The 23,253-nt window shown below is 61.0% G+C and carries 14 protein-coding genes; all 14 read right to left on the bottom strand.

All coding sequences use genetic code 11. From position 1 onward, the window contains the following. Nucleotides 1-24: 24 nt before the first annotated feature. A complete protein-coding gene (locus J2Y83_RS13335; RefSeq protein ID WP_247397518.1) occupies nucleotides 25-672 on the bottom strand; it encodes a response regulator in 648 nt (215 codons plus the stop codon). After that, entirely contained in the window at nucleotides 665-3,844 is a 3,180-nt protein-coding gene (locus tag J2Y83_RS13330) for a response regulator (protein WP_253395857.1), read from the bottom strand. Before J2Y83_RS13330 ends, J2Y83_RS13335 begins: the two co-directional genes overlap by 8 nt. Continuing rightward, complete coding sequence (locus J2Y83_RS13325; RefSeq protein ID WP_253395855.1) at nucleotides 3,844-7,782, bottom strand: type VI secretion protein IcmF/TssM N-terminal domain-containing protein; 3,939 nt, start codon at nucleotides 7,780-7,782, stop codon at nucleotides 3,844-3,846. Before J2Y83_RS13325 ends, J2Y83_RS13330 begins: the two co-directional genes overlap by 1 nt. After that, nucleotides 7,782-8,450, bottom strand: a complete 669-nt coding sequence (locus J2Y83_RS13320) for a DotU family type IV/VI secretion system protein (protein WP_253395853.1) — start codon at nucleotides 8,448-8,450, stop codon at nucleotides 7,782-7,784. Before J2Y83_RS13320 ends, J2Y83_RS13325 begins: the two co-directional genes overlap by 1 nt. Next, entirely contained in the window at nucleotides 8,447-9,829 is a 1,383-nt protein-coding gene (gene tssK, locus J2Y83_RS13315) for a type VI secretion system baseplate subunit TssK (RefSeq protein ID WP_253395850.1), read from the bottom strand. Before tssK ends, J2Y83_RS13320 begins: the two co-directional genes overlap by 4 nt. A 63-nt stretch (nucleotides 9,830-9,892) precedes the next feature. Continuing rightward, a complete protein-coding gene (gene tssJ / locus J2Y83_RS13310; protein ID WP_253395848.1) occupies nucleotides 9,893-10,516 on the bottom strand; it encodes a type VI secretion system lipoprotein TssJ in 624 nt (207 codons plus the stop codon). Nucleotides 10,517-10,518: 2 nt separating this feature from the next. Further along, nucleotides 10,519-10,923 carry a DUF4150 domain-containing protein gene (locus J2Y83_RS13305; protein ID WP_253395846.1) on the bottom strand — a complete coding sequence of 135 codons (405 nt, stop codon included), beginning with the start codon at nucleotides 10,921-10,923 and terminating at the stop codon, nucleotides 10,519-10,521. Between the two features lie 8 nt (nucleotides 10,924-10,931). Then, nucleotides 10,932-11,579, bottom strand: a complete 648-nt coding sequence (locus J2Y83_RS13300) for a DUF3540 domain-containing protein (protein ID WP_253395843.1) — start codon at nucleotides 11,577-11,579, stop codon at nucleotides 10,932-10,934. Then, nucleotides 11,576-12,538, bottom strand: coding sequence for a pentapeptide repeat-containing protein (locus J2Y83_RS13295; protein WP_253395841.1), 963 nt, complete (start codon nucleotides 12,536-12,538; stop codon nucleotides 11,576-11,578). Before J2Y83_RS13295 ends, J2Y83_RS13300 begins: the two co-directional genes overlap by 4 nt. After that, entirely contained in the window at nucleotides 12,531-15,125 is a 2,595-nt protein-coding gene (locus tag J2Y83_RS13290) for a DUF2169 family type VI secretion system accessory protein (protein WP_253395839.1), read from the bottom strand. Before J2Y83_RS13290 ends, J2Y83_RS13295 begins: the two co-directional genes overlap by 8 nt. Before the next feature lie 41 nt (nucleotides 15,126-15,166). Then, complete coding sequence (locus tag J2Y83_RS13285) at nucleotides 15,167-17,794, bottom strand: type VI secretion system Vgr family protein (protein WP_253395837.1); 2,628 nt, start codon at nucleotides 17,792-17,794, stop codon at nucleotides 15,167-15,169. A gap of 36 nt (nucleotides 17,795-17,830) precedes the next feature. Then, the gene (tssH, locus tag J2Y83_RS13280; protein ID WP_253395834.1) at nucleotides 17,831-20,563 is read right to left on the bottom strand and encodes a type VI secretion system ATPase TssH; all 2,733 of its coding nucleotides are present in this window, start codon (nucleotides 20,561-20,563) and stop codon (nucleotides 17,831-17,833) included. Next, entirely contained in the window at nucleotides 20,564-21,571 is a 1,008-nt protein-coding gene (gene tssG / locus J2Y83_RS13275) for a type VI secretion system baseplate subunit TssG (protein WP_253395831.1), read from the bottom strand. It abuts the gene before it with no gap. Then, entirely contained in the window at nucleotides 21,535-23,250 is a 1,716-nt protein-coding gene (gene tssF / locus J2Y83_RS13270) for a type VI secretion system baseplate subunit TssF (protein WP_253395829.1), read from the bottom strand. The genes tssG and tssF overlap by 37 nt, the downstream gene beginning before the upstream one ends. Nucleotides 23,251-23,253 lie beyond the last annotated feature (3 nt).

The following is a 23,253-nucleotide window of genomic DNA, read 5'->3' as shown; positions in this document are numbered from 1 at the left end:
AGCCAACCGCCTTTGCCCAACGGGTTATTGATCCTCTCCAAGCAGACCGAGCCGATAGGCCCACTGGGTCATATCGGCAGCGTTGTGTGCGTCCAGTTTCTTCATCAGGTTGAGCCGATGGGTCTCTACGGTTTTGAGGCCTATACACAAGATCTCGGCAACGTCTCGATTACGCGCGCCTTCGGCGACGAGCTTCAAGACCTGGCGTTCTCGTCCGGTCAGGCTGACACCGCTGGCCGCGTGCCCGGCGCCGCGTAGCGCCATGACTTGAGCGGCATCGAGACCGGAATCGATATAGATTCGCCCCGCGCGTACCTGGGCGATGGCCTGGAGCAAATCTTCGCGCCGGCTGCGCTTGAGCACATAGCCGACCGCGCCGGCCTCCAGCGCCAGCGCGGCGTTATGTTCGGAGACTGTGGAAGTCAGGGCGATGATCAGGATGGCCGGCCAGCGCCTGGCGATCAGGGTCAGGGCCGAGACGCCATCGAGCAACGGCATATTCAGGTCCATCAACACCAGATCGGGTTGCAAGGCGCGGCACATGGCAACGGCTTGCTGACCATCTTCGGCCTCGCCCGCCACGCTCAGCTCAGGCACACCGGCCAGCAGCGCACACAACCCTTCGCGAATCATTGCGTGATCATCCACCAGCAGTAAACGGCACTCAGACATCGTCAGGCTTTCCAGTTTTTTCAGAGGGGCCGGGCTGACGCGCAGCCAGGGTCAGACCATGCATTTCCAGTTGCAACAGCGCAGCGACCATCGTGGCGATATCCGCGTCAGCAGCGGCCTGTTCCATCAACGCCGCCGACGCCTCCAACGCCGCTTCACCGAATTGCCCGGCGCTTCCCTTGAGGCTATGGGCGATACGCGCCGCCTCGGCATGATCGACCTGCGCGACCGCCTCCTTGAGCCGAGCCAGCAAGGCCTGGCAGTCCGCCATGAATAAACGCTGCAGACGCGGGGCCCGGAGTGGATCCTGTTCCTGGAGTGGCATCAGGGTCGGCACGGGCCTCGCCAGGCTCGGTGCCGAGGGCTCTGCGCTGCGCAACTCCATCCCGCGTGCCTGCTGCCGCACGATCACTTGCGTGATCGCATCGAACAGCTGCATCGGTAACACGGGCTTGGCGAGATAGTCGTTGGCGCCGGCTTCGATGAAACGCTCCCGGTCACCGCTCATGGCGTTGGCGGTCAAGGCAATCACGTAAACATCCTCATCCAGCACTGAGCACTGCCCCGAACGCAATTGACGAACAGCCTCCATGCCATCCATTCGCGGCATTTGCCCGTCCATCAAGACCGCGTCGAAAATCTTCCGACCGAGTATCTCCAGTGCCTCGACACCGTCGCGGGCATGAACGACGCGATGGCCGAAACGCTCTAGGAACAACTGAGTAATCTCGCGATTGGTGGCGATGTCATCGACCACCAGCACATCCAGGCCGAAATCATGCCGTTCCAGACTGCGCAACGGCGATGCTGTTTCGCAGAGCGTCGGCGTTGCGCCGCTCTGCACCTCGCACAAGGTCCGATAGAAATGCTGACGACGCAGCGGCCTGACAACGCACGCGGCCAGGCCATGGGCGCGCAGTTCATCGGCAGACGGCAGTGATTCCACCTGCGAGGCCATCAGCACGATGCGCGCGGTTGCCAACGCCGGCGCTGCACGGCACAGGTCGGCGAACTCGACGCCATCGACCATCGGCAGGCGCCAATTGACCAATACCAAGTCGAACCTGACCCCCAACTGCGCCTGCTCGTGCATCAGGCTCAATGCTTCTTCCGCGGACGCTGCGCCCTGGCACAGCATCTGCCACTGGCCGAGCATCTCCATCAATGCCCCACGCTCATCGGCGTGCTCATCCACCACCAGGGTTCGCAGCCCCCACAACCGAGGGGCGTCGGCCGCACGCGCCGGGCATTGCGGCAAGGGCAAGGTCAGCGCGAAGGTCGAACCCACATCCGGTTGGCTGTGCAACTCGATACCGCCGCCCATCATCCCGGCCAGGCGCTGGCTGATGGACAAGCCCAACCCGGTACCGCCGTAGTTTCGGGTGGTGGAGGCATCGGCCTGCAAAAACGCCTCAAACACCGAACGCTGTGCGGACGGCGCGATGCCGATGCCGGTATCGATCACCTGAAATCCGAGCAGGTCGCCCTCCCCCCGCCAGACCAGCAGGCGAATCGAGCCGCTGGCGGTGAACTTGACAGCGTTACTCAGGAGATTGAGCAGAATCTGCCGCAGTCGCCACGGATCACCGATCACTTGCCCCGGTACATTAGTGGCAATATGACAGATCATGCGCAGGCCCTTTTCCGCCGCGCGCGGCGCCAACAGTTCGGTGACGTCTTCCAGCACTTCGGTCAGATCGAACTCGACCTGCTCGATATTCAGGTTACCCGACTCGATTTTGGAGAAGTCCAGGATGTCGCTGATCAGCGCCAGCAGGGCTTCGGAGTTCTCACGGATGGCCGTGACAAAATGTTGCTGTTGAGCCGTGAGCGGCGTATCCGCCAGCAAGTGATTCATGCCGATGACGGCGTTCATCGGGGTACGGATTTCGTGACTCATGTTGGCCAGGAACTGCCCCTTGAGTTGGTTGGCCTGGTTGGCCATATCCCGGGCGCCCTGCAGTTCCTGAGTGCGGACCTCCACCAGGTGCTCTAGCCCGGCCTGCTCGGCCTGCAACGCATCGAGCAAGCGGTTGTACGCCCTGGCGAAGCGTCCCAACTCATCGGCGCGCGCCTCTGGCAAACGACGCGACAGGTCGTCGCCGCGAGCGGTCTCTTCGATTTCCCGCGCAAACCGGGCCAGCGGCTGCGCCAACTGGCGATGCAACACCCAGAGTAAACCAAGGGCCAAGAGGATGAAGCCGACAATCGCAAAAGGTATCTCGGCTAGAATCAGGCCCAACGCGCCAGCGCGCAGTTGCGCTTGCGGATAAAGCGTCAACAGATACCAATCCGGTTGCTGCAGGTGAGCGACGATCATCGGCGTGTCGGCGTCGAAGCGACCGATCTGTGGGAAGCCGGCTGCGGCCGGCAAATCCGCGATCAGTTGCTTGAGCCTGTCGCGGGAAACCGCCTCCAGCGTATTGCCGGAAAGATCGGCAATACGCTGACCTTGCGCATCCAGCAACAGGGTGGGATAGCCATTGAGCAACTGCCCGATACGGGCCAACCGCTCATCCAGCTTCAATTCATAGCCCGTCATGAACAAGGGTTTGCCCGATACATCCCGGGCGACCACCGCAACGCTGATCAACTGGCGGCCCAGCGACGGCTCGTAATAAGGCCCGTCCCAGACAACCTGAGGCCCATCTGTCGGCAGTCCGTCGAACAGCGCGCGCAAATGAGTTGCCCGGGCCTGGGCGAAACCCGACGGAATATCGACTTGCGTGGAAAAAGCCGCCCCAGCGTCGGGAAAATAGAAAAACGTATCGACCGTCATCGCCTGGCCGGCCGTACCGAATGCTTCGGCAGCGGAAGCGGCGCGGGCCAACCGATCAGTGGCCGCGGCGTTGTCCGCAACGCCCTGCGCGGGCGGATTGAGCACCCAATGCAGGGTGCTGCGCTGGAAAATGTTGCCGCCAAACTCGTTTGCCGCGCCGCTGTTCCAGCGCGTCATCAGTCGTCTGGCGCCCTCCTCCGCGTCGCGAAAATCGTCATTGTCCACACTGGAGAGCAAGGCAAGGCGCTGGCCGAGATCGTCCAGCGCCTTGCCTTGCAGTTGTTCATACGTGCGCCACGCGCTAAGCCCGGCGGCCACGCACCAACTCAACGCCAGAACCAGCGCCAGCACACAGGTAATGCGCAGCGCCAATGAAGCACGCCAGCCCTTCATCACAGGTCGACCTTACTGGCGGCGGCACTGTCGAGTGTGGCGCTCACGCCCATTTTGCGCAGAATGTCGCGAATCGTCCGTTGTGCCGCCGCGTCGTCACGCAGCGCCAACACCAGCAACCGCGTCACCTTGTCACCCGTTATCCCCTGCGCGGCTTCGCGCCGACTGGTCAAGCCCAGGGTATGCAACTGCGCCTCAAGGTTCTTCAAGCGCGTCTCGTTGCCATAGGTGCCAAGATCCAAACGTATCCCTTCACCTGCCGACAGACCTGTTGCCACGGGCCGGGGCGTCCAGCACCAGGCAATCTGGGTCGGCGGTTGAATACTCGCGACCCCCTGCTCGGTGGGCGAACCGAGGGCGGCCAGACGGACATTCGTCGCGGCCGCCTGGGCATCCATCGCCGTCAACTGCTCGGCGATGCCATTCAGCTGTGCATCGAGGATGGTGGCCTGGCGCTGCAATTGGTCGGCCTGGCTGTACTTGTCCATCAATACCTGTTCGCCTTCCTGGCGGTAGGTCAGTTGAATGCCGATAAGGTTCTCACTGCCCATCAAGTTACGCTGGCTCGGAAAATCATCGGCGCTGAAGGTGTGTTGCCCACCGTTGAACAACCGCAGGAAGTCCACGAACGCCCGGTCTCCGGTCCAGTGCCGGGTCAGCTTGAAGTTGGCGAAGCTGATCTCCAGGGCAACATCGGAACAGGCTCCGGGTGCCCAGACGAAGCTGGCGCTGGTGGGAAAGTTGAAGTTATCCAGCACCGTCGAACGGCCACTGCATTGCAGCGTCAGGCGCGTCTGCTGGGGCAGCGAACGGGCGCCGAGGTTGACCTGTGACGGCGCGGCGGACAATTCCACCACGGCCGCGGTGGCCTGCAGTGTGGCAATGCTCTGCTTGAGCTCAGCCCGTTGCGCCACCAGGCTTTTCTGCTCGGCTTCGAGTGCCTGCCGGCTTTGCTGCTCGGTGGCCTGCTGGGCCTGACTCTGTCGCTCGGCACCGAGCAGATCGTTGCGCGCATGCTGCATACGACTGACATAAGCGTAGAACGCACCGGTCAACGGAATTTGCACACCCAGCGCTTCCCGTCCGCTGTAGCGCTGCACATCGCGTTGCACGAAGGTTTTCACCGCCCCGTTCATAAAGGCCGGCAGTTGACCGCGTTCGCCGTACAGCAGCTCGTTAAGCATGACCGGGTCCTGCACGCCCTGGATCGAACTGAGCAACTGCCCGCTCCAGTCACTTTGCAGGCGACAGGCCGCCACTTCGGAGGCGTAATGCGAGGCGAAATCCAACTGGCCGGTCGCCAACGACCAGACCACATCTTCACGCGGATCCGGACCCTTCAGCGCCTGGATCAAGGCGCTGCGCACGCTATCGGCTTCCCACAGCGGCGCAGACTTCACCGCAGGATCGGCACCGAAACCCCAAGTATCCACGGCAACCTGGAACGCTTGCGCATCGCTTTTCTGCAGATCGGCCACCACTCCTTTCATCAACTGCTGAAACCTGGCCAACGCGCGGGCTTGGGTCAACTCGTCGCGCAAACCATTGACGCCGCCTTCGATCGAGCCGCCATTGGCCATGCCCTTGAGCACATCGCCGCCTAGCGCATTGGTGATTTTCAGACTGCCCAGCGCCCCCGCCTCGGCATGCAGATCGTTGTTACTGGCCAGTTCAAGCAAGCGATCGAGCGACACCGCGCGGTTCGCCCAAGGTGTGCGTTGCTCGACCGGGATCAGGGCGAACCGTTCGGCACTGCGATGCAACAGCTTCAGGAACGGATCGTTGGGCGTACCGACGACACTCAGGGCCAGTTGCCAATCACCGCGATTTTTCAAGCGCGTCTGCGCACTGAGCAGGCTGCCCTGGAGAAACCGATACCAGGCATCCTGGGTATCGCTTCGGTACTGATCGAGGAATTTCACCCGCTGTGTCTCCCACAGCGCGCTGTCACGGCTGGCGAGGCCGAGTTCATCCATAAAAGCAAAAATCGCAGTATGCCCTTGCGACGTATAGGCACCGGAAAGACTCAGCCCCGGGTTATCGCTATCGCTCCAGTATTCAGCCAGCCGGATCGGCGGCAGATTGTCCTGCAGTTCGGCCCAGGCTTTGAGCCACGTCAGGGGGCGCCCTTCAAGCCCCATGCTTTCGAGCTGGCCCAGCAAGGCCGCGCGCTGGCCTTGCATCTGCGCCATATCGGTCTGCCACTCCAGATAGGAGCGATAGCTGCTCCCCAGGGTGACCAACTGCCCGGCGCTGGTCGCTTGCTTGGAGCCGTAGGTCAAGTTCAGGAAACCCACCTCGGAACCCGGCAGCGGCAGGTTATCCATCGACTGATTGTTCAGACGGGCATCGAGCAGGTTGATCCGTCGCACGAGGTATTCGGCATACGCGGCAATCAGGCGTGGATCGCCGCTGTTCAACGCGCCGCGCAGGTTTTGCGAAATGACACCATCGAATACCGGCGTGCGTATTTCGCGGTCGAACAGCCTGACGTAGTCAGAGCGGTAATGCTCCTGGACCTGTTCGATATGCCGGGAGAACGGCAGCAAACCATGCCAGCCGCCCTGCTGCTGGGCAGACAGGCTGATCAACGCTTGGCGGAAGCGACGCAGCGCATCCAGGTCGGTCTCCAGCCCGCCGTCGAAGTCCTCGGCCGCTGGCGGCTCGTCCATCGCTTCGGTGAGCACTGCCTCAGTGTGGTGGTCGGCATACACCAGCAAGGCGCCAAAGCCGACACACAGTCCCAGCCAGCCAAGCACCGCGGCATGGGCCAACAGTCGGCGCCAGCGATGCCAGCTGTCGATGGGCTGATAGGCATGGCGTTGCGCCGGCAACTGCTGTCCGAGCAACTCATGACTGAACCAGCCTTCGCTTGTGCCGTCAGCCTCTTGCCCGTTGGCCGTGAGGAACAGCCCGCAGAGCAGCGGCAACTCGCTGTAGGGGTTGGCGTCAAACGCGGGCAACAGCAGATGCTGGAGACGCGAGCGTAGATCAACGATGCGCTCCGGCAGGCTGAACGCCTCGTCATCAGGCAGGCCACGCACGCCCAACTCGATACGCAGGTCGAACAGGCGCTGGCCAATCCCACTGAACATCTCTTCGAGAAACACCTGCGCCGCCCCCGTGCGCTGCAGGCTGAGCAGGCCGAATGGCTGCTCACGTTGCGGCGGTGTGAGAGCGGACGCCCATTGGGTGAAGCCCGGCAAGGCTTCGGCACCGGTAATAATGAAATACACCGGCAAACGGGCACCAAAGACCTTCACCAGATCATCCAGGCGGCGGCGCAGATTGTGCCCCTGCTCGGCCAGGCGCGCATCCGAATCGCTCAACAAGCGCTGACAGTCGATCACCAGCAGCACACCGTTGAGGGGTTCACGGCGCCGCGAACGCAACAGCCAGTACAGCAACCGCCGCCATTCCGGGCCAGCGTCGCTGTTGCCCTCGGCCATGCGCCCGGCGGGGTCAATGATCACGCCACGCTCAAGGAACCACCAATCCAAGGTCCCGGTGGAGGCCGCCGGCTTTCCACCGTGGGTCGAACGCAAGGCCGAGGTCAGCCCGCTGTTGCCCAGCAAACGCCGGGTGCCGCTGTCACTCTCGCCCAGCGTCAGGAACCAGGGCAGCACATACAGCGGTGAACCCAATCGACTCAGGCGCGACTGGCGCAACATCTGCACGCCGCTGTTCCAGTCCTGATCAAGCGCCGGCGCTTCATCGCGACTCTGGGGCAATTCGCTGTTCATCCGCCGACGCAAGCGCCAGGCATACCAGCGCCGCCCGACCCCACGCAGGCAAAAAACCAGCAATAGCGCAACGATGAAAATCACCGGCACGTACCACAATGGCCAGTTTTCGTAGAGCGCCAGGCCCCAGAGCAACAGCACGATGCATACCAGCAGCACCGCCCAGAGCAACAACACCCCTGCTTTCTTCAACATCAGCGCATCTCCAGCAATTGGCTGACTTGTCGACCCAGCGAGAGGTCAAAACTGATGTAAAGCACGGTCAACAGAATCAAGGGCACCCCGATCAGCAGCAGCAACGAAATACCGGGCAAGCCCCGGCGCACCACACGCAGGCGGGTTGGCAGCTGCGCCTCGGGTTGTTCAAAGAGGTGGCTGGTGGCATCCAGCGGGACCATCTGCCGATCGAGAATGATCCGTTCCAGGCAGAGCCGACGGTACTGCACCAGCTCACCACCCGGACGGGTCGCGTAGCGCCCCTGGAAGCCGCCGAGCAAGGCCAGGCCGAAGACCTCGCGGGCACCGACCGCCGCCTCGGGCAATGCCTCCAGGCGCTGGAAGAACTCGACCCCGGCACGACTGGTGGAAAAGTAGTGACGTTGCAACGGCGCCCGCCGCCATTCTGCCGCCCCGGGCCATTCGCCAGACATGGCCGCCTCATCGATCCAGGCGACCACCGCGAACAACGCCTCACGCACTTCGGCTTCGGCAAAATGCAGCTCGCGGGCCCGATTGGCCGCGCCATCGAGCAGCACGATGAGCGCCGGCGCAAGCGTCTCGTAGGACTGTGCCGGATCAATGAAGCCGCGCTTGGCAGCCTCGAAACTCGACATCCAGCAGTCGGCCAGGCGGGGATTGATCATGTGCGCACCACCACCAGGTCGATACTCAGGTCAGCCGGCGGCTGGGGCAGGAAAAACGCCGCCTGACGCTCCTGCTGTAGCGTTTCCCAACCATCGCTCAGCGTTTCCAGGCGGAAGTACAACGCGCCGGCCACCCGTGGCAGCCCCTGGGGCGGAACCTGCAGGTAGATCAACTCGACGCCGGGCAATGCGCGGTTGACCAGGCCTTGCATGACACTCTGCGCTCCGAGCTTGCCATCCATCGGCAGGCACTCGGCCAGCCACACCGGATCGACCACACTGCGCGCCACCAGAAAGTAACGATGCCGTGGGCCGAAAAACGCGTCTGGTAATGGGGCCTGATAAAAACCTTCCTGCAGTTGCAGGTGCACCAACAACTCTGAGCCGATGCTGATTTCATTGAGCTGCTGGCCGATCAGGGCCACCAGCGCAATCGTTGCGGCCCCCGCCTCCTCGTGTTTGTACGGCGGCACCAACAGACGGCCATCCGGGGTTTCGCCGAGCATGTCGCAGACATCGGAAAACAGACTCAACTCACCGACAAGTTGGCGCAGGGTGCCGTAAAGCTCCCATGGCGAAACCTGCGGTGTTTCGAGCAAATGCGTCAGCAACGGGCCATAGCGATTCAGTACCGCCAGCGCCATCAGATGGTTGACCTGCGCAGCGTCGAGATCGCCGCGCCGCGACTCCCCCGGCTGCTTGTACACCGACAACTGCCGCGCCCGGCCGACCAGTTCGTCACGGACTTCACGCAAGGTTTGCAGGAGCATCGGCGATGCCGCCAGATTGATCGACGGCGGCACGTAGCGCTGGGCCGGCCGGACGCGATCACCGTCCAGTTCAAGGCGGGCAATCGGCAGCAGCTCGTAGGCGCTCAAATGCTCCAGCTCATCCTCCCAGAACAGCCGCAATACATAGGACATCGGGCGCACCCGTGCTTCCGGGGAATTGCCGAGACGGTCACCGATCACTTCCGGGTCAGCCGCCACGATAAACCGCGCTTCCGCCCGGGAACCGGCCGAGAGGGTCTCGAACACTTGCGCGTTGACTTCGCCTGGCAGCAAGCGGCGCAACCCCACAAACAGCGTGCGGCCGCCACTGAATTCGCTCAGGTCCAGGCTGCGCGACTCGAGCACCGCATTACCCGGATATTCGGCCAACGTGCCTTCGGCGAAGCGCACCGACAATTGATCGAGCAGGCATTGTTTGGCAACCAGCGCGGGTTCGTTGATCTTCAGCGAGATCAGGCCCCACGGATAGGGATGGTTCAACCCCGTGGTACGGGCAAGACGATGCTCGATACGGGCATCGTTCTGTTGGAAATGCTGAGGCTGGAGGAACAATCCCTGGTGCCAATACAACAACTGATCGATATTCATAGGGCTCGGTTTCAGGCAAAAAATTGAAAAAGCGTGGCCGTTGCAACGCTCACGACAAGCAGGTCAGTCCTGTGCGCCGGGCAGGCGCACCTCGCCCTCTCGGGGCTGCACCGGCTTGGGCAACGCCAGACGACTTTCCTTGCCGCGCAACAGCGCATCAGGCCCGACGAGCAGGTCAATGGCGATGGGGCGCGGTGTGGCGGTCCAGGTCTTGCTGAAAAACCCCGTCGACGTCACGTCGACGCCGATCTGATAGAGCTTGACGCTGCGCGTCGGGTCCAGATGCGCATAGCCAACAGCGACACCGACCATCTTCGCGCCCTCGAGTCGCGGCAGGCTTAACTGCCGGGTCTGCCCCGGCTCGATAAACAGCCGCGTAAGCCCGATCATCCCGGGCGGCGCGCTGTTCATCAGCAGCAGGTTGCTCAGTTGCTGGGAGCTGCCGGTGTAGGCGGAAAACGCACTGATCTGATCGAACTGCGTGACCACCACCAACAGGTTATGCGCCTGGCCGTCGTACTGATTGAGGTCGTTATCGGCGGTGAAGCTCAGCTCGATAGCGTTTTCGGTGTAGTCCCATTTGAGCGCGGTGAGAGCCTTTTGCTCGGGGGTCAGTTCCTGGCTGCTGCAGGCGGCGAGCAGGATGCACAGGACGAGTCCGCCCATGGAACACTTGATGGAGGGCATGCTCACTCCATCACCAGAACAGCGGTCTGGCTCGGCTGCGAAACCGTACCCATGGTGTTATTGGCGTTGTGCATGGTCTGGCAGGTGACACGCACGGCGGGCTTACCTGCGACCATCACTTTGGCGCTGCCCTCGATGAAGATCATTTCACCCTTGACCTTACCGCTGGTGACGCCACCGGCCACACCCGCCTCATCGCCACTGGTCATCAACACTTTGCTCGACATATTCATCGCTGGCATGCCGTCCACCAGCACTTCCATCACCAATCCACCCGGGTCTGCGGCGCTGGTATCGGCAGAGTTGGGATAAGGCAACGGCACGGGGCCCGCTGGCGGAACGGGCGTCTTGCAGATATCGGGCACGGTGGACATCGCCATCGCACCGCCGTTATTGAGCATATACATAATCGATCTCACCCCAGCTTGATGCTGTCGCCATCAATGGCAACGCTACGTTGTGCATTCAGGTCCAGCGTGTCGGCCTGCACGCTCCAGTCATCGCGCACGCGCTGGCGCAACGAGCCGGAATGAAGTTCTTCATGGCCTTCGACGCGACGGCGGCTGTCAGCAAAATCCGCCTCGTGGCGCACGGCCTTTTCGCGGTGATACAGGCTGTTGTCGTGGCGCTCGACCCAATGGTTCTCAAGATGCTCGCCACTCATGACCAGGGTCCCGACCGTCAGATGCGCGCGCTGCATCAGCACACTGCCCTGCTCGGCGCACACCCGTAATGCGCTACCGGCGTCAAGGCTCACGCCGTCGCGAGCCTGAATGCTCAGCGCGCCAGCGGGCAGGCTCAAATGCAGGTCACCCTCCAGATGCAGACGCGCCGGTTGAGCGATGGCGCGTTCCAGCACGCTAAGGATGTAACCGCCTTGCGCGTCCAGGCTGACCAACACCTTGTCCCCCACTGCCGGACGCACCAGGCACCCGAATGCGGGTTTTAGCCAATAGCGGCGGCCATCGCTGCTGACCACGCCGAAACGCTCGCCATCCAGTGCGTTGACCTGTGCATGACGCAATTGAGCAGCGGCATCGCAATACTGCGGGGCTTCATTCATCTCGATTTTCCTAAAGAGGCGGGCCGCCATTGCTCGGCGGCGAGGCGTTCGGTATCAACGGGCTGGATGGCCTGGGGGGTGCTCTGCTGCCAGTCGGCCTGGGTGAAATCAGCGGCATGCGCATTCATGCCGGTCACGTCGGCGGCGACGAACGAGGCGCGTGGCGCAAGCAACGCGGTGCAATCGGCATAACGCAACAGGGCGCGGTCAAAGCGCGCGCCTGGCATCTGGGCGTCTATCAGGATGGCCATCTCCAGAACGGCATCACTGAAATCGGCCGAGTCAAAATGGCTGGCATTGAACAGAGCGCCCTTGAGATGGGCACCGACAAACATCGGCGCGGTTCCCTTGCTGCGGTAGAACGACGCGCCTTCGGCCTGCACGGCATGAAAATCGGCGCCACTCAACGACGATTCATCAAAGGCACACTGCTGCAACGACGTCAGGCCGAAGCGCGCCTGATCGAGTTGGCAATCGATCAACCGTGCCTTCGTAAAATGCGCCGACTGCGCATCAAGGCCCGTCAGATCGCAGCGGTTCCATTGGGATTTACTCAACTGGGCGGCGGCGAGCCTGATGCGCGGCACGCGGCACTCCGAGAGCGTAAAAGCCTCTAGCTGCGCCCCCGACAGATCCAGATCCTCGCCGTAGCATTGCGCCCAGTAGGCCTTGTTCCAACGCACATTCGTGAACAATGCGCCCTGCAATGAACACCCGTTCATGTGCGACGCGTGCGCAGTGCTGTCGGAAAAATTGGCGCCGTCCAGGCGGCAGTCTTTCCAGTAGCTTTGGGTCAGCATGGCGCCATTGAATTGCGCGCCACGCGCATCCACTTCTTCCAGCCGCGCGTTGCTCAAATCAACACCGCGATAGTCGCCACCGGCCAGATTCAACGCGCGCAAGGGCTGCCAATCAGCCAGCAACTCCCTTAGACGCTCGGCACTTAATACCTCAAGCATGAGTCAGGCGCTCCTTGAGTCGGCAACGCGTCATCAATGCCTGCTCCAGGCGCACGCCGCTGCCGTGCACAGCGTCACTGGCCAAGCCATGCAAGTTGCTGCCACTGAGGTTGGTCTGCTCCAGGCACACCTTGCGCAAGCGGCCGTTAAGCAGGTTGGCGCCAGACCAATCAGCGCGACTCAAGTCACATCCCGACAGGTAGACCCCTTGCGCGACGAGCCCGACACCGTCGGAATCACTCAGGTCGCAACCGCTCAGCAGCGCGTCGTTAAGCCGTGCGCCGCGCAGGCTGGCGTGATTCAGATCGGCATCTTGAAAACTGGCAGCGGTCAGGTCGGCATCGTCCAGGCGCACACCCGGCAAAACGCAGTGAGCGGCCAGACGCAGGTTCTGCAGGTTGCACTCGCGCAAGTCCAGATCACGGCCCACTATCTTGGAAAAATCGGCTTTGCTGAGATTGGCGCGGTGCATGTCCGTCGCGTCCAGTGTGCAGTCGTAGAGCTTGGCTTTGTGCAGGTTGCTGTCGGTGAGTAGTGCGCCGCTCAGGTCGCATCTATTGAGATGCAGTTGGCTTAGATTGGCGTTGCTCAGTTGAGCCTTGTCGAGGCTGCATTCGTTGAGTTGAGCTTGTTGCAGGTTGGCTTCGGTGAAATCGGCAGTGGAGAAATCACAGTTCTGAGCGCGGATATCGATCAAGCTAGTGCCGCAGAACGAGGCGCCTTGGCATAGAACCCTATGAAACATTGCGTACTGCAAGCGCGCCTTGCTCAGATCCGAAGCCCCCAAGTCGCAGTCGATGAACTGACAGTGGCTCAGATCGGCATCCTTCAGTCGAGTGCCATTGAGCTTGCAGCTCTTGAAAGTGGTATTTCTCAGGTCGGCGCTGCTCAGATCGATTTCGCAAAGATCAAGGCTCTCCAAATTGAGGTCTTGCAGCGTCTTACCTGCCGCGTGCAAGGCTAGCAGCCGCTCACGGGTCAGACTGCAGTATTCAGGAAGCGGGAGAATGGGGGCGAATTGGAGTCGATCAGCCGCCAGCGCTTTGTCCATGGCGCTTAAAACACGGTCTATCTCAGCTTCCACGGTTTGAGACTCTGCTATTGCGGCAGTCAGTTTTTCCTTGGCTTGCGCCTGCTGGTCTGGAGGCAGCTCCAGGCGCTCAAGCATGTCCATGATGTCGACCTTGGGTGCTGGCTGTTTAGCACGCGCCAGCGCTTGCTCTGCATCTATGCCCAAGCGGCTCATCATCTGATGGGCATACTCCATGCCTTGGGCCTGAGCCTTGGCGATTTCCGAATTAATTTCTAGCGCCAATGCCTTGGGGTCAAAGGGTTTGACGGGGGGCATCGGTTCGCGCATCAAAACCGTAAAGTCCGTTTTCGCTGACGGCGGATAATCGGCCGGATTGAAAGGCAGATTCATGCGAGTCGCCATCATCTGAGCGTATTGCATGCACTGCTCATGAGCTGCACTTAACTCCGCATACTGCGAATCCGCAGCGGCCTGCAAACTGGCGATTATCGGCTCGGAGTCGAATGGGGTTGGTTCGACAGGCGCCACCTTGAACGGCTCGACGGGAGGGCTTGGCCAAAGCCGCTCAATCCAGACTTGCGTGTCCAGCACAGGATCACCCGCTCGTTCGAGGGCCATAGCTAATTTGACGATATCTTGCGCATCTATATCGAGTACCGGTACTTCGACGCGGTACAGCAGAAGAGCACTTTGCACATCAGGGAACAGCCATACCGTATCCAGGTCCAGCGCCATCTCGGTAACGGGTACACGCTTATCCGCACGCTCAATAAACAGCCGTGGCCGTAGGCCCGGCAAACGCCCGACGACCCGAGCCTCGGTAGGGTGCATGCCTGCGATCGACCAGGCTTCGTCGCCACGCCAAAACCCGGAATTGCATTGGTCCTGTGCCACTTCATCGAACCAGCGAGCATCAGTATCCGTAGGTAAGAATGGGGCGCGATAAGCAGTCCAATGCTCGTCAAGGGTACCCATGAACTGGCGGCGTTCAGCGCTTTGTGCTGGCAATGGCAAAAAACTCGCCAGGGCTGGCCGATCATTGGGGTCAACAACTGTGGCATTCGCCACCTCCAGTTGTGCCAACGGCATTCCTTGTGCGGCGTCCACCTCTGGATAATGGCCTTTGCCTTTCGGATTATCTGGCCACTGATTACCGCCATAAGCGTTTTCAAAGTCCAATGGCAGGTTATCCACTTGACCGGTCACAACGGACGTCCAACCCAGAGGCCCTTTGCGCCATTGCCGCGGCGCGAATACATGCAACGTTTTTTCCATATCCCCCAGACGCACCCGCACCGCCATGCCACTCCGTTGTGCATCTACCAGTGGATAAGCCTTACCTTGCACGGCGAATGTGCCTCGACTTTTCTTCAGGCCACTGTCAAGCGTCTGCTTACCAAGTCGCTCGGTTAACCAGGCCCAAGTTTTCCCAGCGGCCATTACCTGATCTTCAGCGTCCACCAGCAGACCAAGGGTGACGACCATGCAATGAAGGTCCAGTGGTTTGGCATTGGCGAGCAATAAAAGGCTGGCCTGTTCACATTTGAGCTGCATCGGACTCTCCGAATAGGAAACTTACGCCTCTTTTTTCCGTATCACGGCGCGGCAGCGGGCGGTGCAGCAGCATCGCCCGCTGCCGCGACCCCATCGGCGACGCCATCAAGCAGGTCAACGGCACCGTTTACAACCGCATTGGCTCCGCCCGCGGCCACTTTCACCGCAGCAAGACTTGGGCGTGATGCTACCTTCAGACTTAACAGGCTGGGGCTGGGGGCTAATTCAAAACACGGAAACTCCTGTACTTGATCAGAAGTAATCGTTGCTCCCACTATAGTGCCGCTAACTTTCATGAACTTATTAAAAAAAGCATTACCGCAGACTTCTAAATCTCCACCCACAAGAACATCACCAGTAACATGCACCTGACCTTCAAGATGTATAATTTTGTCCGACCTTATGACAACCCCTGCGGCATTAATAAGTATGCTATTCCCACCCAATTTAATCTCATATGAGGTTACATTTTCATGGCAGTAAATATCTGTATTTTTCAACTCCATTTTTGAGTTAGACGCTCGAACGATATGCTTTCCTTTCAGATACTCTGAATTTTTAATACTCGCCTTATGATACTCCCAGGCACTGTTACCAATACTTTTCTTATATAGGCTGTAGTCTGCCGAAAGCGAAACCAACCCAAGTTTTACTGACACGCCAACTCCGTAGAGAGAGAGACTTCCGCTGGCTATATTTACGTCACCCTTCAATTGAAGCATTGAAGTTGTAACGTCTAATTTTGTGCTCAGTTGTGGGTTGGTTATTGCGTCTTTGAAATTATCAAATCCGCTTTTCTTTGATGCGCTATCTGTTGTGCTTGCCGCGGAGGCCGGCTTGCTGCTACTTCCGGGAGTGGGAGGCCCATCTTTAAAGTTGGCACCCATCAAGCTCTCTGAAGAGCTCTTCCCCTCCACCGGGGCCGGCGCATGCCCTCCCCCTATGGATTGCCAATAAACACCTGGCACCTGATGTTTATAAGAACTGGACGCCAACTGCATATGCTTATCCGTGCGCAAATGCGCCCCACTGACATCGCCCTCGCCCAAGGTAAAACTGCAACCGGTAGACGCGCCCATCTTCATCATCGGTCCGGACGGGCTGTCTTCCATCGCAAACAAATGCCCACCGGGGGTGCTCAAGCCGCTTTGGGTCGCGTTATCGCCGGTGACCACATTAGGGTTCTCGGAGTTGGGCACGCTACCGGTGATCACCGGGCGGTCTGGGTCGCCGCCCAAGAACGAAACCAGCACTTCCGTGCCTTTGAGCAGCGGGAAATTCATGCCGTGGCTCGAACCACTGGACAGCGTGGCCATACGCAACCAGGCCGAACCGCGCGTTGCATTCTTCTCGCCGCGAATGAACGGGAAACTCACCCTGTAGCAACCATGCTCATTGAGCAGCGGCCGACCGGTATCTTCATCGCCGTCCACTACCGCACTGAGCACGCCCTGCACATAAGGCCGCGGGGTCACGCAGGGTGCGCGGAACTGCACCTCGCCGGGCAAGGCGATAAACCGCGTGTTGATCCCCTGCCCCGGTCCTTCCCCCTCCGACCCCAGGCCCGGCAACGGCTGATAACCGTCATGGTGAACTTCAATAACCTGATAACCGGCATTGAACAGCGGACGCGGGTGGCCGACTAACAGCATCGGATAACCGGCGCGCAGCCCCGTGGCCCGACCGCTGCCATGAAACTCCCGTTGACGGCAACCGATGGCCTGGGCGCGACGATTGGCCAACCATTGCCCCTGTTCGAGCGAACCGAAGTGCTCGCCATACAACCCTTGCCCGCCGACAAATACAGACGAACCAGAGACGGCCTCTCGTTGTTCGGTTGAGGCATCTGCGCCAAGGCTGGCAGTTGCCACCGAAGCGTTGACCTCCAGCTTCAACTGCGCGTTGCTCGCGGAAAAGTCCTGGAGCGTGACCCCCGCCGCTTGCCGGACGAGTTTGCGCTCGAAGGTACGCGCCACCGCCAGGACCCGACCTACATCCAGTTCCGAATCTTGACGACGATAGGTCAGCAGACTGGGGAGTTGCGGCTGGTACAGTCGGTCGCCACAGAACACCAGCGCCTCGCCGTCAGGCCCCTGTTCAAAGAAGTAATACACGCCGAAATATTCAAGAAGACGTGAAATAAAGGCGAAACTGGTTTCTTCGAACTGGCAGGTAAACGTCGCCTGAGTCAGCGGATCATCGGCCAGCGGCAGGCGAATATCGAAGTCATACGCCGAACCGGGCAAACCGTTCATACCCGGTCCTTCGACATTAAGGTCGGCTAACTTGAGTACGTCACGAATCAGCTCCGGCAGACTTTTGTCCAACCAGATTTCGGAAAAGCGGAAATGACGCAACTGTACAAAGCGCGGTTCCAGCACCACGCGGTAGTAGAAATACAGGGAATCGGCGTCGAGATAATCCACCTCCGTGACCACGCCCTGATAGGGATGCGGTTGCCCCAACGCATCGCTCAGGGTCAATACCGCTCGGTTGCCGAGCAGCGCTTCGTCGTCGAACAACGGATTGATCGTGGCCAGCCGAACCTCGAATCGATACGGCTGAGAGAGCTTTTCCTCGCCCTGCCACTGCTGCACCCATAATGTTTCGAGCAGCAGCGAAGGTGCCAGGCTGGCGAAAGTGCAGAGCGCGTGGTCATTGAGAGCCATCAATCAATCCTTGTTCTTCAATCGGTAAACGAGCGGTCACTCTAGGGGTTCAAGCAGCGCTTCACGCTCGGGTAAAGACCTGATCGCATCGACTTCTTGCGCGGTAATGACCCACTCGCCGCGCGCATCCACCGCCACATGCAAACCGGCCAGGGCGCGCTGATCGGCAATCGCCCCGAGCAACACGTCCGACAGCCGCGGCGTCAGGCTTTTACGCAAAATGAAGTCGATATTGCGCGCCCCGCTCTCCACTTCCGTGCAGCGTGCGGCGATGGCGGCGGCGACCTCGTCTGCAAACGTCAGGCGGACTTTCGACGAAGCCAGCAGGCGCTCGCTGAGCCGGCCCAGCTTGAGGCGCACGATGCCCGCCAGTTGCTCGCCACCCAGGGTGAAGAACGGCACGATGGTCATGCGCGCCAGCAGCGCCGGTTTGAAATGCCGGGACAGGGTTGGACGGATCTTTTCCGCCAGGGTGTCCGGATCGGGCCGCCCATCGACGCACAGGTTCTGGATCTCTTCGGTGGCCAGGTTGCTGGTCAGCAACACCACGGTGTTGGAGAAATCGATCTGCCGCCCTTCGCCGTCGGACAGGCTGCCCTTGTCGAAGACCTGATAGAAAATGTTCACCACGTCCAGGTGGGCTTTCTCCACTTCATCGAGCAGCACCACCGAATACGGACGCTTGCGCACCGCCTCGGTCAACATGCCGCCCTCGCCGAAGCCGACATAGCCGGCGGGCGAGCCCACCAAGCGGCTGACGGTGTGCTTCTCCTGGTACTCGCTCATGTTCACCGAGATCATCGCTTGCTCGCCGCCGAACAAATGCTCGGCCACGGCCAGGGCGGTTTCGGTCTTGCCGACACCCGATGGCCCGACCAGCAGGAACACGCCCAACGGCTGTTGCGGATCGCGCAGGCCGGATTGCGCGGCCTTGAGGATTTCCGCGATCTGTTCGACGGCGGTGTCCTGCCCGCGAATGCGCAGCTTGAGGTTGTCGGCCAGGGCCAATACACCGCCTGCCGCATCGCGCAGCACTTTGCCCAGCGGCACGCCGGTCCAGTCGGAGACGACCTGGGCAATCGCATCGGGGCTGACTTCGGTGAACAGCAGCGGCGCGTCGCCTTGCAGTGCGGCCAGGGTTTCACGGGCCTGATCCAGCTCGGCCTGACGGTCCTCCAGCGAGGCCAGTACCTGCGCGACCTCGCCTTCGGCCGGAACCGGCAGGTCCTGTTCTTGCAGGGTCAGTTGCTTGCGTGCTTCAAGGACGCGCAGCGCCGCGTCACGCTCGGCCAGCCAGCGAACTTCCAGCGCAGCACGAAGCGCGTCAATCTCAGCCTGTTCGTCGGCGATATCTATCAGGCGCTGGTCTTCCACAGGGAAACCATTGCCACGGTCACGCTCCAGGGCGTTCAGTTCACGCGCCAGGCCGGACAACTGCCGCTCCATGCGCTCCAACTCGGCAGGCTTGATGCCCAGGCCGATCCGCACGCGGGCGCTGGCGGTGTCGAGCAGGTCCACGGCCTTGTCCGGCAGCAAGCGCCCGGTGATGTAGCGATCGGACAATTCGGCGGCGGCAACGATAGCGTCATCACGCACGCTGACACCGTGGACTTTTTCGTAGTGCCCCTTGAGCCCGCGCAAGATCAACACCGCGGTTTTAACGCTCGGTTCGTCCAGTTTGACCAGTTGGAAACGGCGCGCCAGGGCCGGGTCTTTCTCGAAGTACTTCTTGTACTCCGACCAGGTCGTGGCAGCGATGGTGCGCAGCTCGCCACGGGCCAACGCGGGTTTAAGCAGGTTGGCCGCATCCGAGCCACCCGCCGCGCCGCCGGCGCCGATCAGCATGTGCGCTTCGTCGATGAACAGGATCACCGGCGTGGTGGACGCCTTGATCTCTTCGATGACGCCACGCAGACGGTTTTCGAACTCGCCCTTGACGCTGGCGCCCGCTTCCAGCGCACCGAGATCCAGGCTGAGCAGGCGTGTGTTTTTGAGGAAGTCGGGGACTTCGTTCTGGCTGATCAACAACGCCAGCCCCTCCACCACGGCGGACTTGCCCACACCCGGTTCGCCCACCGCGATGGGGTTGTTTTTACGCCGCCGGGCGAGGATGTCGATCATCTGGCGAATCTCATCATCGCGCCCGAAAATCGGGTCGATGCGCCCCGCCACCGCCTTGGCGGTCAGGTCCTCGCAAAAACGCGCGATATTGTCTTCGGCAGCCGGCGCAACACCGCCGGCACTGCCCAGCGAAGCGGAGGCCGCGCCGGTCTGCAGGCTGTCCAGCGGACCTTCACTGGAGCCGCCCAACAGCTGAGCGAACTCGGCCGTCAGGGCATCGGTGGAAATCGGCTTGAGCAGTTCGCCGTAACGGGTGCCGGCGGTGTAATAACCCAGGCGCGATACCAGCGCCAGCAACAGCGAGCCGCCGCGAATCCGCCCGGTGCCGACCACCAGCGAGGCAATCAGCCAGGCGTCCTGAATCCACTCGGTGAGCAGGCCGGCAAATACCGGCCGCCCAGGATTGCCGTTTTTCAGTTGCGCCAGGCCCTCATCCAGCAGCGCACGCAGGCGCAGCGGATCGATCTCGAATCGAGCGAGAATGCGCGTCGTATCGGCATCCGGATCTTCCAGCAACTGGCGCAGCAGGTGCTCCAGGGAAATCTCGTAGTGAGCCCGCGCCAGGGTCTGGCCCGCCGCGTTCTCCAGGGCCTTGGTGCTGTACACATTAAGCCGTGCGAATAGCGGTTTGAGTTCTACCTGAATCATCTAGCGAGCCCTCTCTTCGAGCATTGGTCCGTGTTCGGCCGTCAGCATGAATACAACGTCGTCCTGTGTGTCTCCGTCACCGAGCCAGGTATCCAGGCCCAGCCGCTGCCAGCCGCCCGCCAGCGAAGCGCACTGCTGCTTATCTGCCGCAAGCCGCATGACCAATCGGCTGCGTAGCGGTGTCTGCAGATACAACGCCACCAACCGTTCAAGTTTTTGATACAGCGCTTGCCCCGGCAGCAGCCCGTGAAAACGCTCGGTGCTCAGTGACGTCAGGCGGATATCCAGCGTGCCGCTGCGGTCCATGACTTCACGACCGAGCAGGCTGTTTTCGCCCAACACACCGCACTGCATGCCCAGGTAAGTGCGCGCCCCACGGTCGATGCGCAAACGCGTCTCGACACAGGGCACGACTTCCACCGCGACATCACCGAGCACGGCCTTGACCAGTTGCTGCAGACCCAGGGCCGAGCGCGGGTACTGGTTGAACAACCCGGCATAGCGCAGCAAATCGTTGGATTGATCGCGTTGCTCCGGACGCGCGTCCGCAATGCCGATCAGCGCCTGCAACTGGCGCAGGCTCTTGACGTCGCGCCGCTCGGTAATGTCGATCCAGATCCGGTGCTTTTCCCAGGCGCGGAACAGCAACGGATAGAGCGAGGCATGCAGGATGTCGAGAAAGTCACGTCCCGCAGAGTGGCCCAGCAGTTGCTCGTCGATCAGGTCTTCGGTGTAAAACGTCGGCAACGGCGAGGTGACGCCATACAAACCGAAAAAGTTCGCCTCGATCCGATAGCGACCGTCGTCGCCCTGCTCGATCCCCTCGATATCCCGTAGCGGAAACCCAAGCCCCAGACGCGGCCGGACCCGCACGTTGTCGACGAAGTCTTTTTCGCTCGGGAAACGTAACCGCAACAGGCGCAAGGCCTGGAAAAACCCGAACTCGCCGCCGTCATCGAGCAGCGGATCGATCACAACAGGCGTTGGTGCCCGATCTTCGCTGGCCATTTCAAGGTCTCGTGGTTGACGCTGTCGAACAGCGTGAAAGCGGTAAAGCTGTTGATTGCCGTACAGCCGGCGAAAAACTGATCGAGCACGCAACCGAACAGGTAGAAATTGCCGGGGCTGAGAAAATAGTCGCCCCGGCACTCGACCCGGACCTCACTGCCTTCGATCGGCAGCCCACGAATAAAGCGCCGCTGGTGGCTGACGGTGACGGTTTCGATGGAATCGATGCGCCGCTGGTTGGCGTCCTGGGCACCTTCGCCGACACTGGGCAGGTACAGCGCGAGCAGCCCGCGCAGGTAGTCGCGATCGGCCAGGCGGAAGTGGTTGGCATTGAGCTGCGAGAGCATGCGCCACAGCAACTTGTCGTCGAACTTGGGCGGCTGGCACGGTGTGATGCCACGGATGCTCTTGAACTCGACCCTGGGCGGCGTGTTGTCGGTCGGCTGGTTCAAATCGCCCAGGCGCAGGCTTTCCGGCAACTTGCCATTGGTGCAGAGCAAGCCGATGGACAAGGTCATCTCGCCGGGCACTTTGCCTTCGCCGTAGGGCAGGCTCAGATAGTGGTCATAGCCTTGGGCATCGATGCTCGAGGCGCGGATGCGCAGGTTATACGTGTCGCGCTGCGAAAAGGTATTGAACGGTTCCAGCAGCCGCTCGCCGCCTGCGGCGGAATAAGCACTGACCTTGAGCACCGAATGAATCCGCATGCTCATGCGCTGGCCATGGTCGGCAGGCTGGATGCGATAGTCGACTTGCTTGTGGTCGATGCGCAGCGGGTGCGCTTCCTGGGCGAACAGATTGATCGCCGGGGTCACCCCGAGCATGAAACTGTTGGTCGACAGATTCGGTGTCCAGTCCGGCAGGTTTTCGAACATCAGGCGCACGCTGAAGCGCCCGTCCGCGCCTCTCGCCCGCCATTGTTTGAACCCGCTAAGCTCGATAAACAGGAATTTCTCGGGCAGCGCGAAGTATTCCTGCAGGCAACGATAGGCCGGGTGCGCGGTATCGGGAAACGGCAGCAAGGTGTTGCTCGCATCGAATCCCAGGCCGCGCAAATGGCTGGCCGGCAGGATGGTCATGGGCTGCTCTTGGGCGCAGATACGAATCTCACGCAGGTTGAGCTGCAGCAGACGCAACAACTTCGAGCCATCGGCCAGGCCATCGCCCAGATAGAAACGCAGACTGTCGGCCAGCCAGCTATTGGGATCGGCGGTGGTAAAAGCGAAGTCCAGAACCAGGCTGCGCTCTTCACCGGCGGCGCCGTCCCAGCGGCTACTGACCAATTGCAACGGCTCCAGATCGACCGCCGCGGTGCTGCGAAAGCGCACCCGCTGGCCATCGACCGGCACCGAGGCAATTTCGCATCCGGGCTCGATACGCGAGACCGCCTGCAATGCCATACGCGGCTGAAATTGCAGCAGCGTCAGGCAGGGCAAGGGTTGCAGGTAATGGGGATAGAGCAGTTGCGCCAACTCTTGAATGAACTCGGGAAACTCGTCATCCAACCGTTGGCGAACCATCCCGGTAAGAAACGCCACGCCTTCGAGCAAGCGCTCGACATCCGGGTCATTGGCCGAGTCCACCCCCAGCAGCGGCGCCAGGGCCGGGTTGCGGCGCGCAAACTCATCGGCCAGACGTCGCAGTTGGTTGAGTTCATTTTGATAATGGCTGTTGAGCATGAC

It is taken from the genome of Pseudomonas marginalis (assembly GCF_024169655.1).
Classification (GTDB): domain Bacteria; phylum Pseudomonadota; class Gammaproteobacteria; order Pseudomonadales; family Pseudomonadaceae; genus Aquipseudomonas; species Aquipseudomonas paraveronii.
This window is presented reverse-complemented; position numbering and strand designations above follow the sequence as displayed.

Excerpts from the sequence above, each read along its gene's own strand:
- J2Y83_RS13335 (WP_247397518.1), bottom strand. The coding sequence starts at position 672 with ATGTCTGAGTGCCGTTTACTGCTGGTGGATGATCACGCAATGATTCGC.
- J2Y83_RS13330 (WP_253395857.1), bottom strand. The coding sequence starts at position 3,844 with ATGAAGGGCTGGCGTGCTTCATTGGCGCTGCGCATTACCTGTGTGCTG.
- J2Y83_RS13325 (WP_253395855.1), bottom strand. The coding sequence starts at position 7,782 with ATGTTGAAGAAAGCAGGGGTGTTGTTGCTCTGGGCGGTGCTGCTGGTA.
- J2Y83_RS13320 (WP_253395853.1), bottom strand. The coding sequence starts at position 8,450 with ATGATCAATCCCCGCCTGGCCGACTGCTGGATGTCGAGTTTCGAGGCT.
- tssK (WP_253395850.1), bottom strand. The coding sequence starts at position 9,829 with ATGAATATCGATCAGTTGTTGTATTGGCACCAGGGATTGTTCCTCCAG.
- tssJ (WP_253395848.1), bottom strand. The coding sequence starts at position 10,516 with ATGCCCTCCATCAAGTGTTCCATGGGCGGACTCGTCCTGTGCATCCTG.
- J2Y83_RS13305 (WP_253395846.1), bottom strand. The coding sequence starts at position 10,923 with ATGTATATGCTCAATAACGGCGGTGCGATGGCGATGTCCACCGTGCCC.
- J2Y83_RS13300 (WP_253395843.1), bottom strand. The coding sequence starts at position 11,579 with ATGAATGAAGCCCCGCAGTATTGCGATGCCGCTGCTCAATTGCGTCAT.
- J2Y83_RS13295 (WP_253395841.1), bottom strand. The coding sequence starts at position 12,538 with ATGCTTGAGGTATTAAGTGCCGAGCGTCTAAGGGAGTTGCTGGCTGAT.
- J2Y83_RS13290 (WP_253395839.1), bottom strand. The coding sequence starts at position 15,125 with ATGCAGCTCAAATGTGAACAGGCCAGCCTTTTATTGCTCGCCAATGCC.
- J2Y83_RS13285 (WP_253395837.1), bottom strand. The coding sequence starts at position 17,794 with ATGGCTCTCAATGACCACGCGCTCTGCACTTTCGCCAGCCTGGCACCT.
- tssH (WP_253395834.1), bottom strand. The coding sequence starts at position 20,563 with ATGATTCAGGTAGAACTCAAACCGCTATTCGCACGGCTTAATGTGTAC.
- tssG (WP_253395831.1), bottom strand. The coding sequence starts at position 21,571 with ATGGCCAGCGAAGATCGGGCACCAACGCCTGTTGTGATCGATCCGCTG.
- tssF (WP_253395829.1), bottom strand. The coding sequence starts at position 23,250 with ATGCTCAACAGCCATTATCAAAATGAACTCAACCAACTGCGACGTCTG.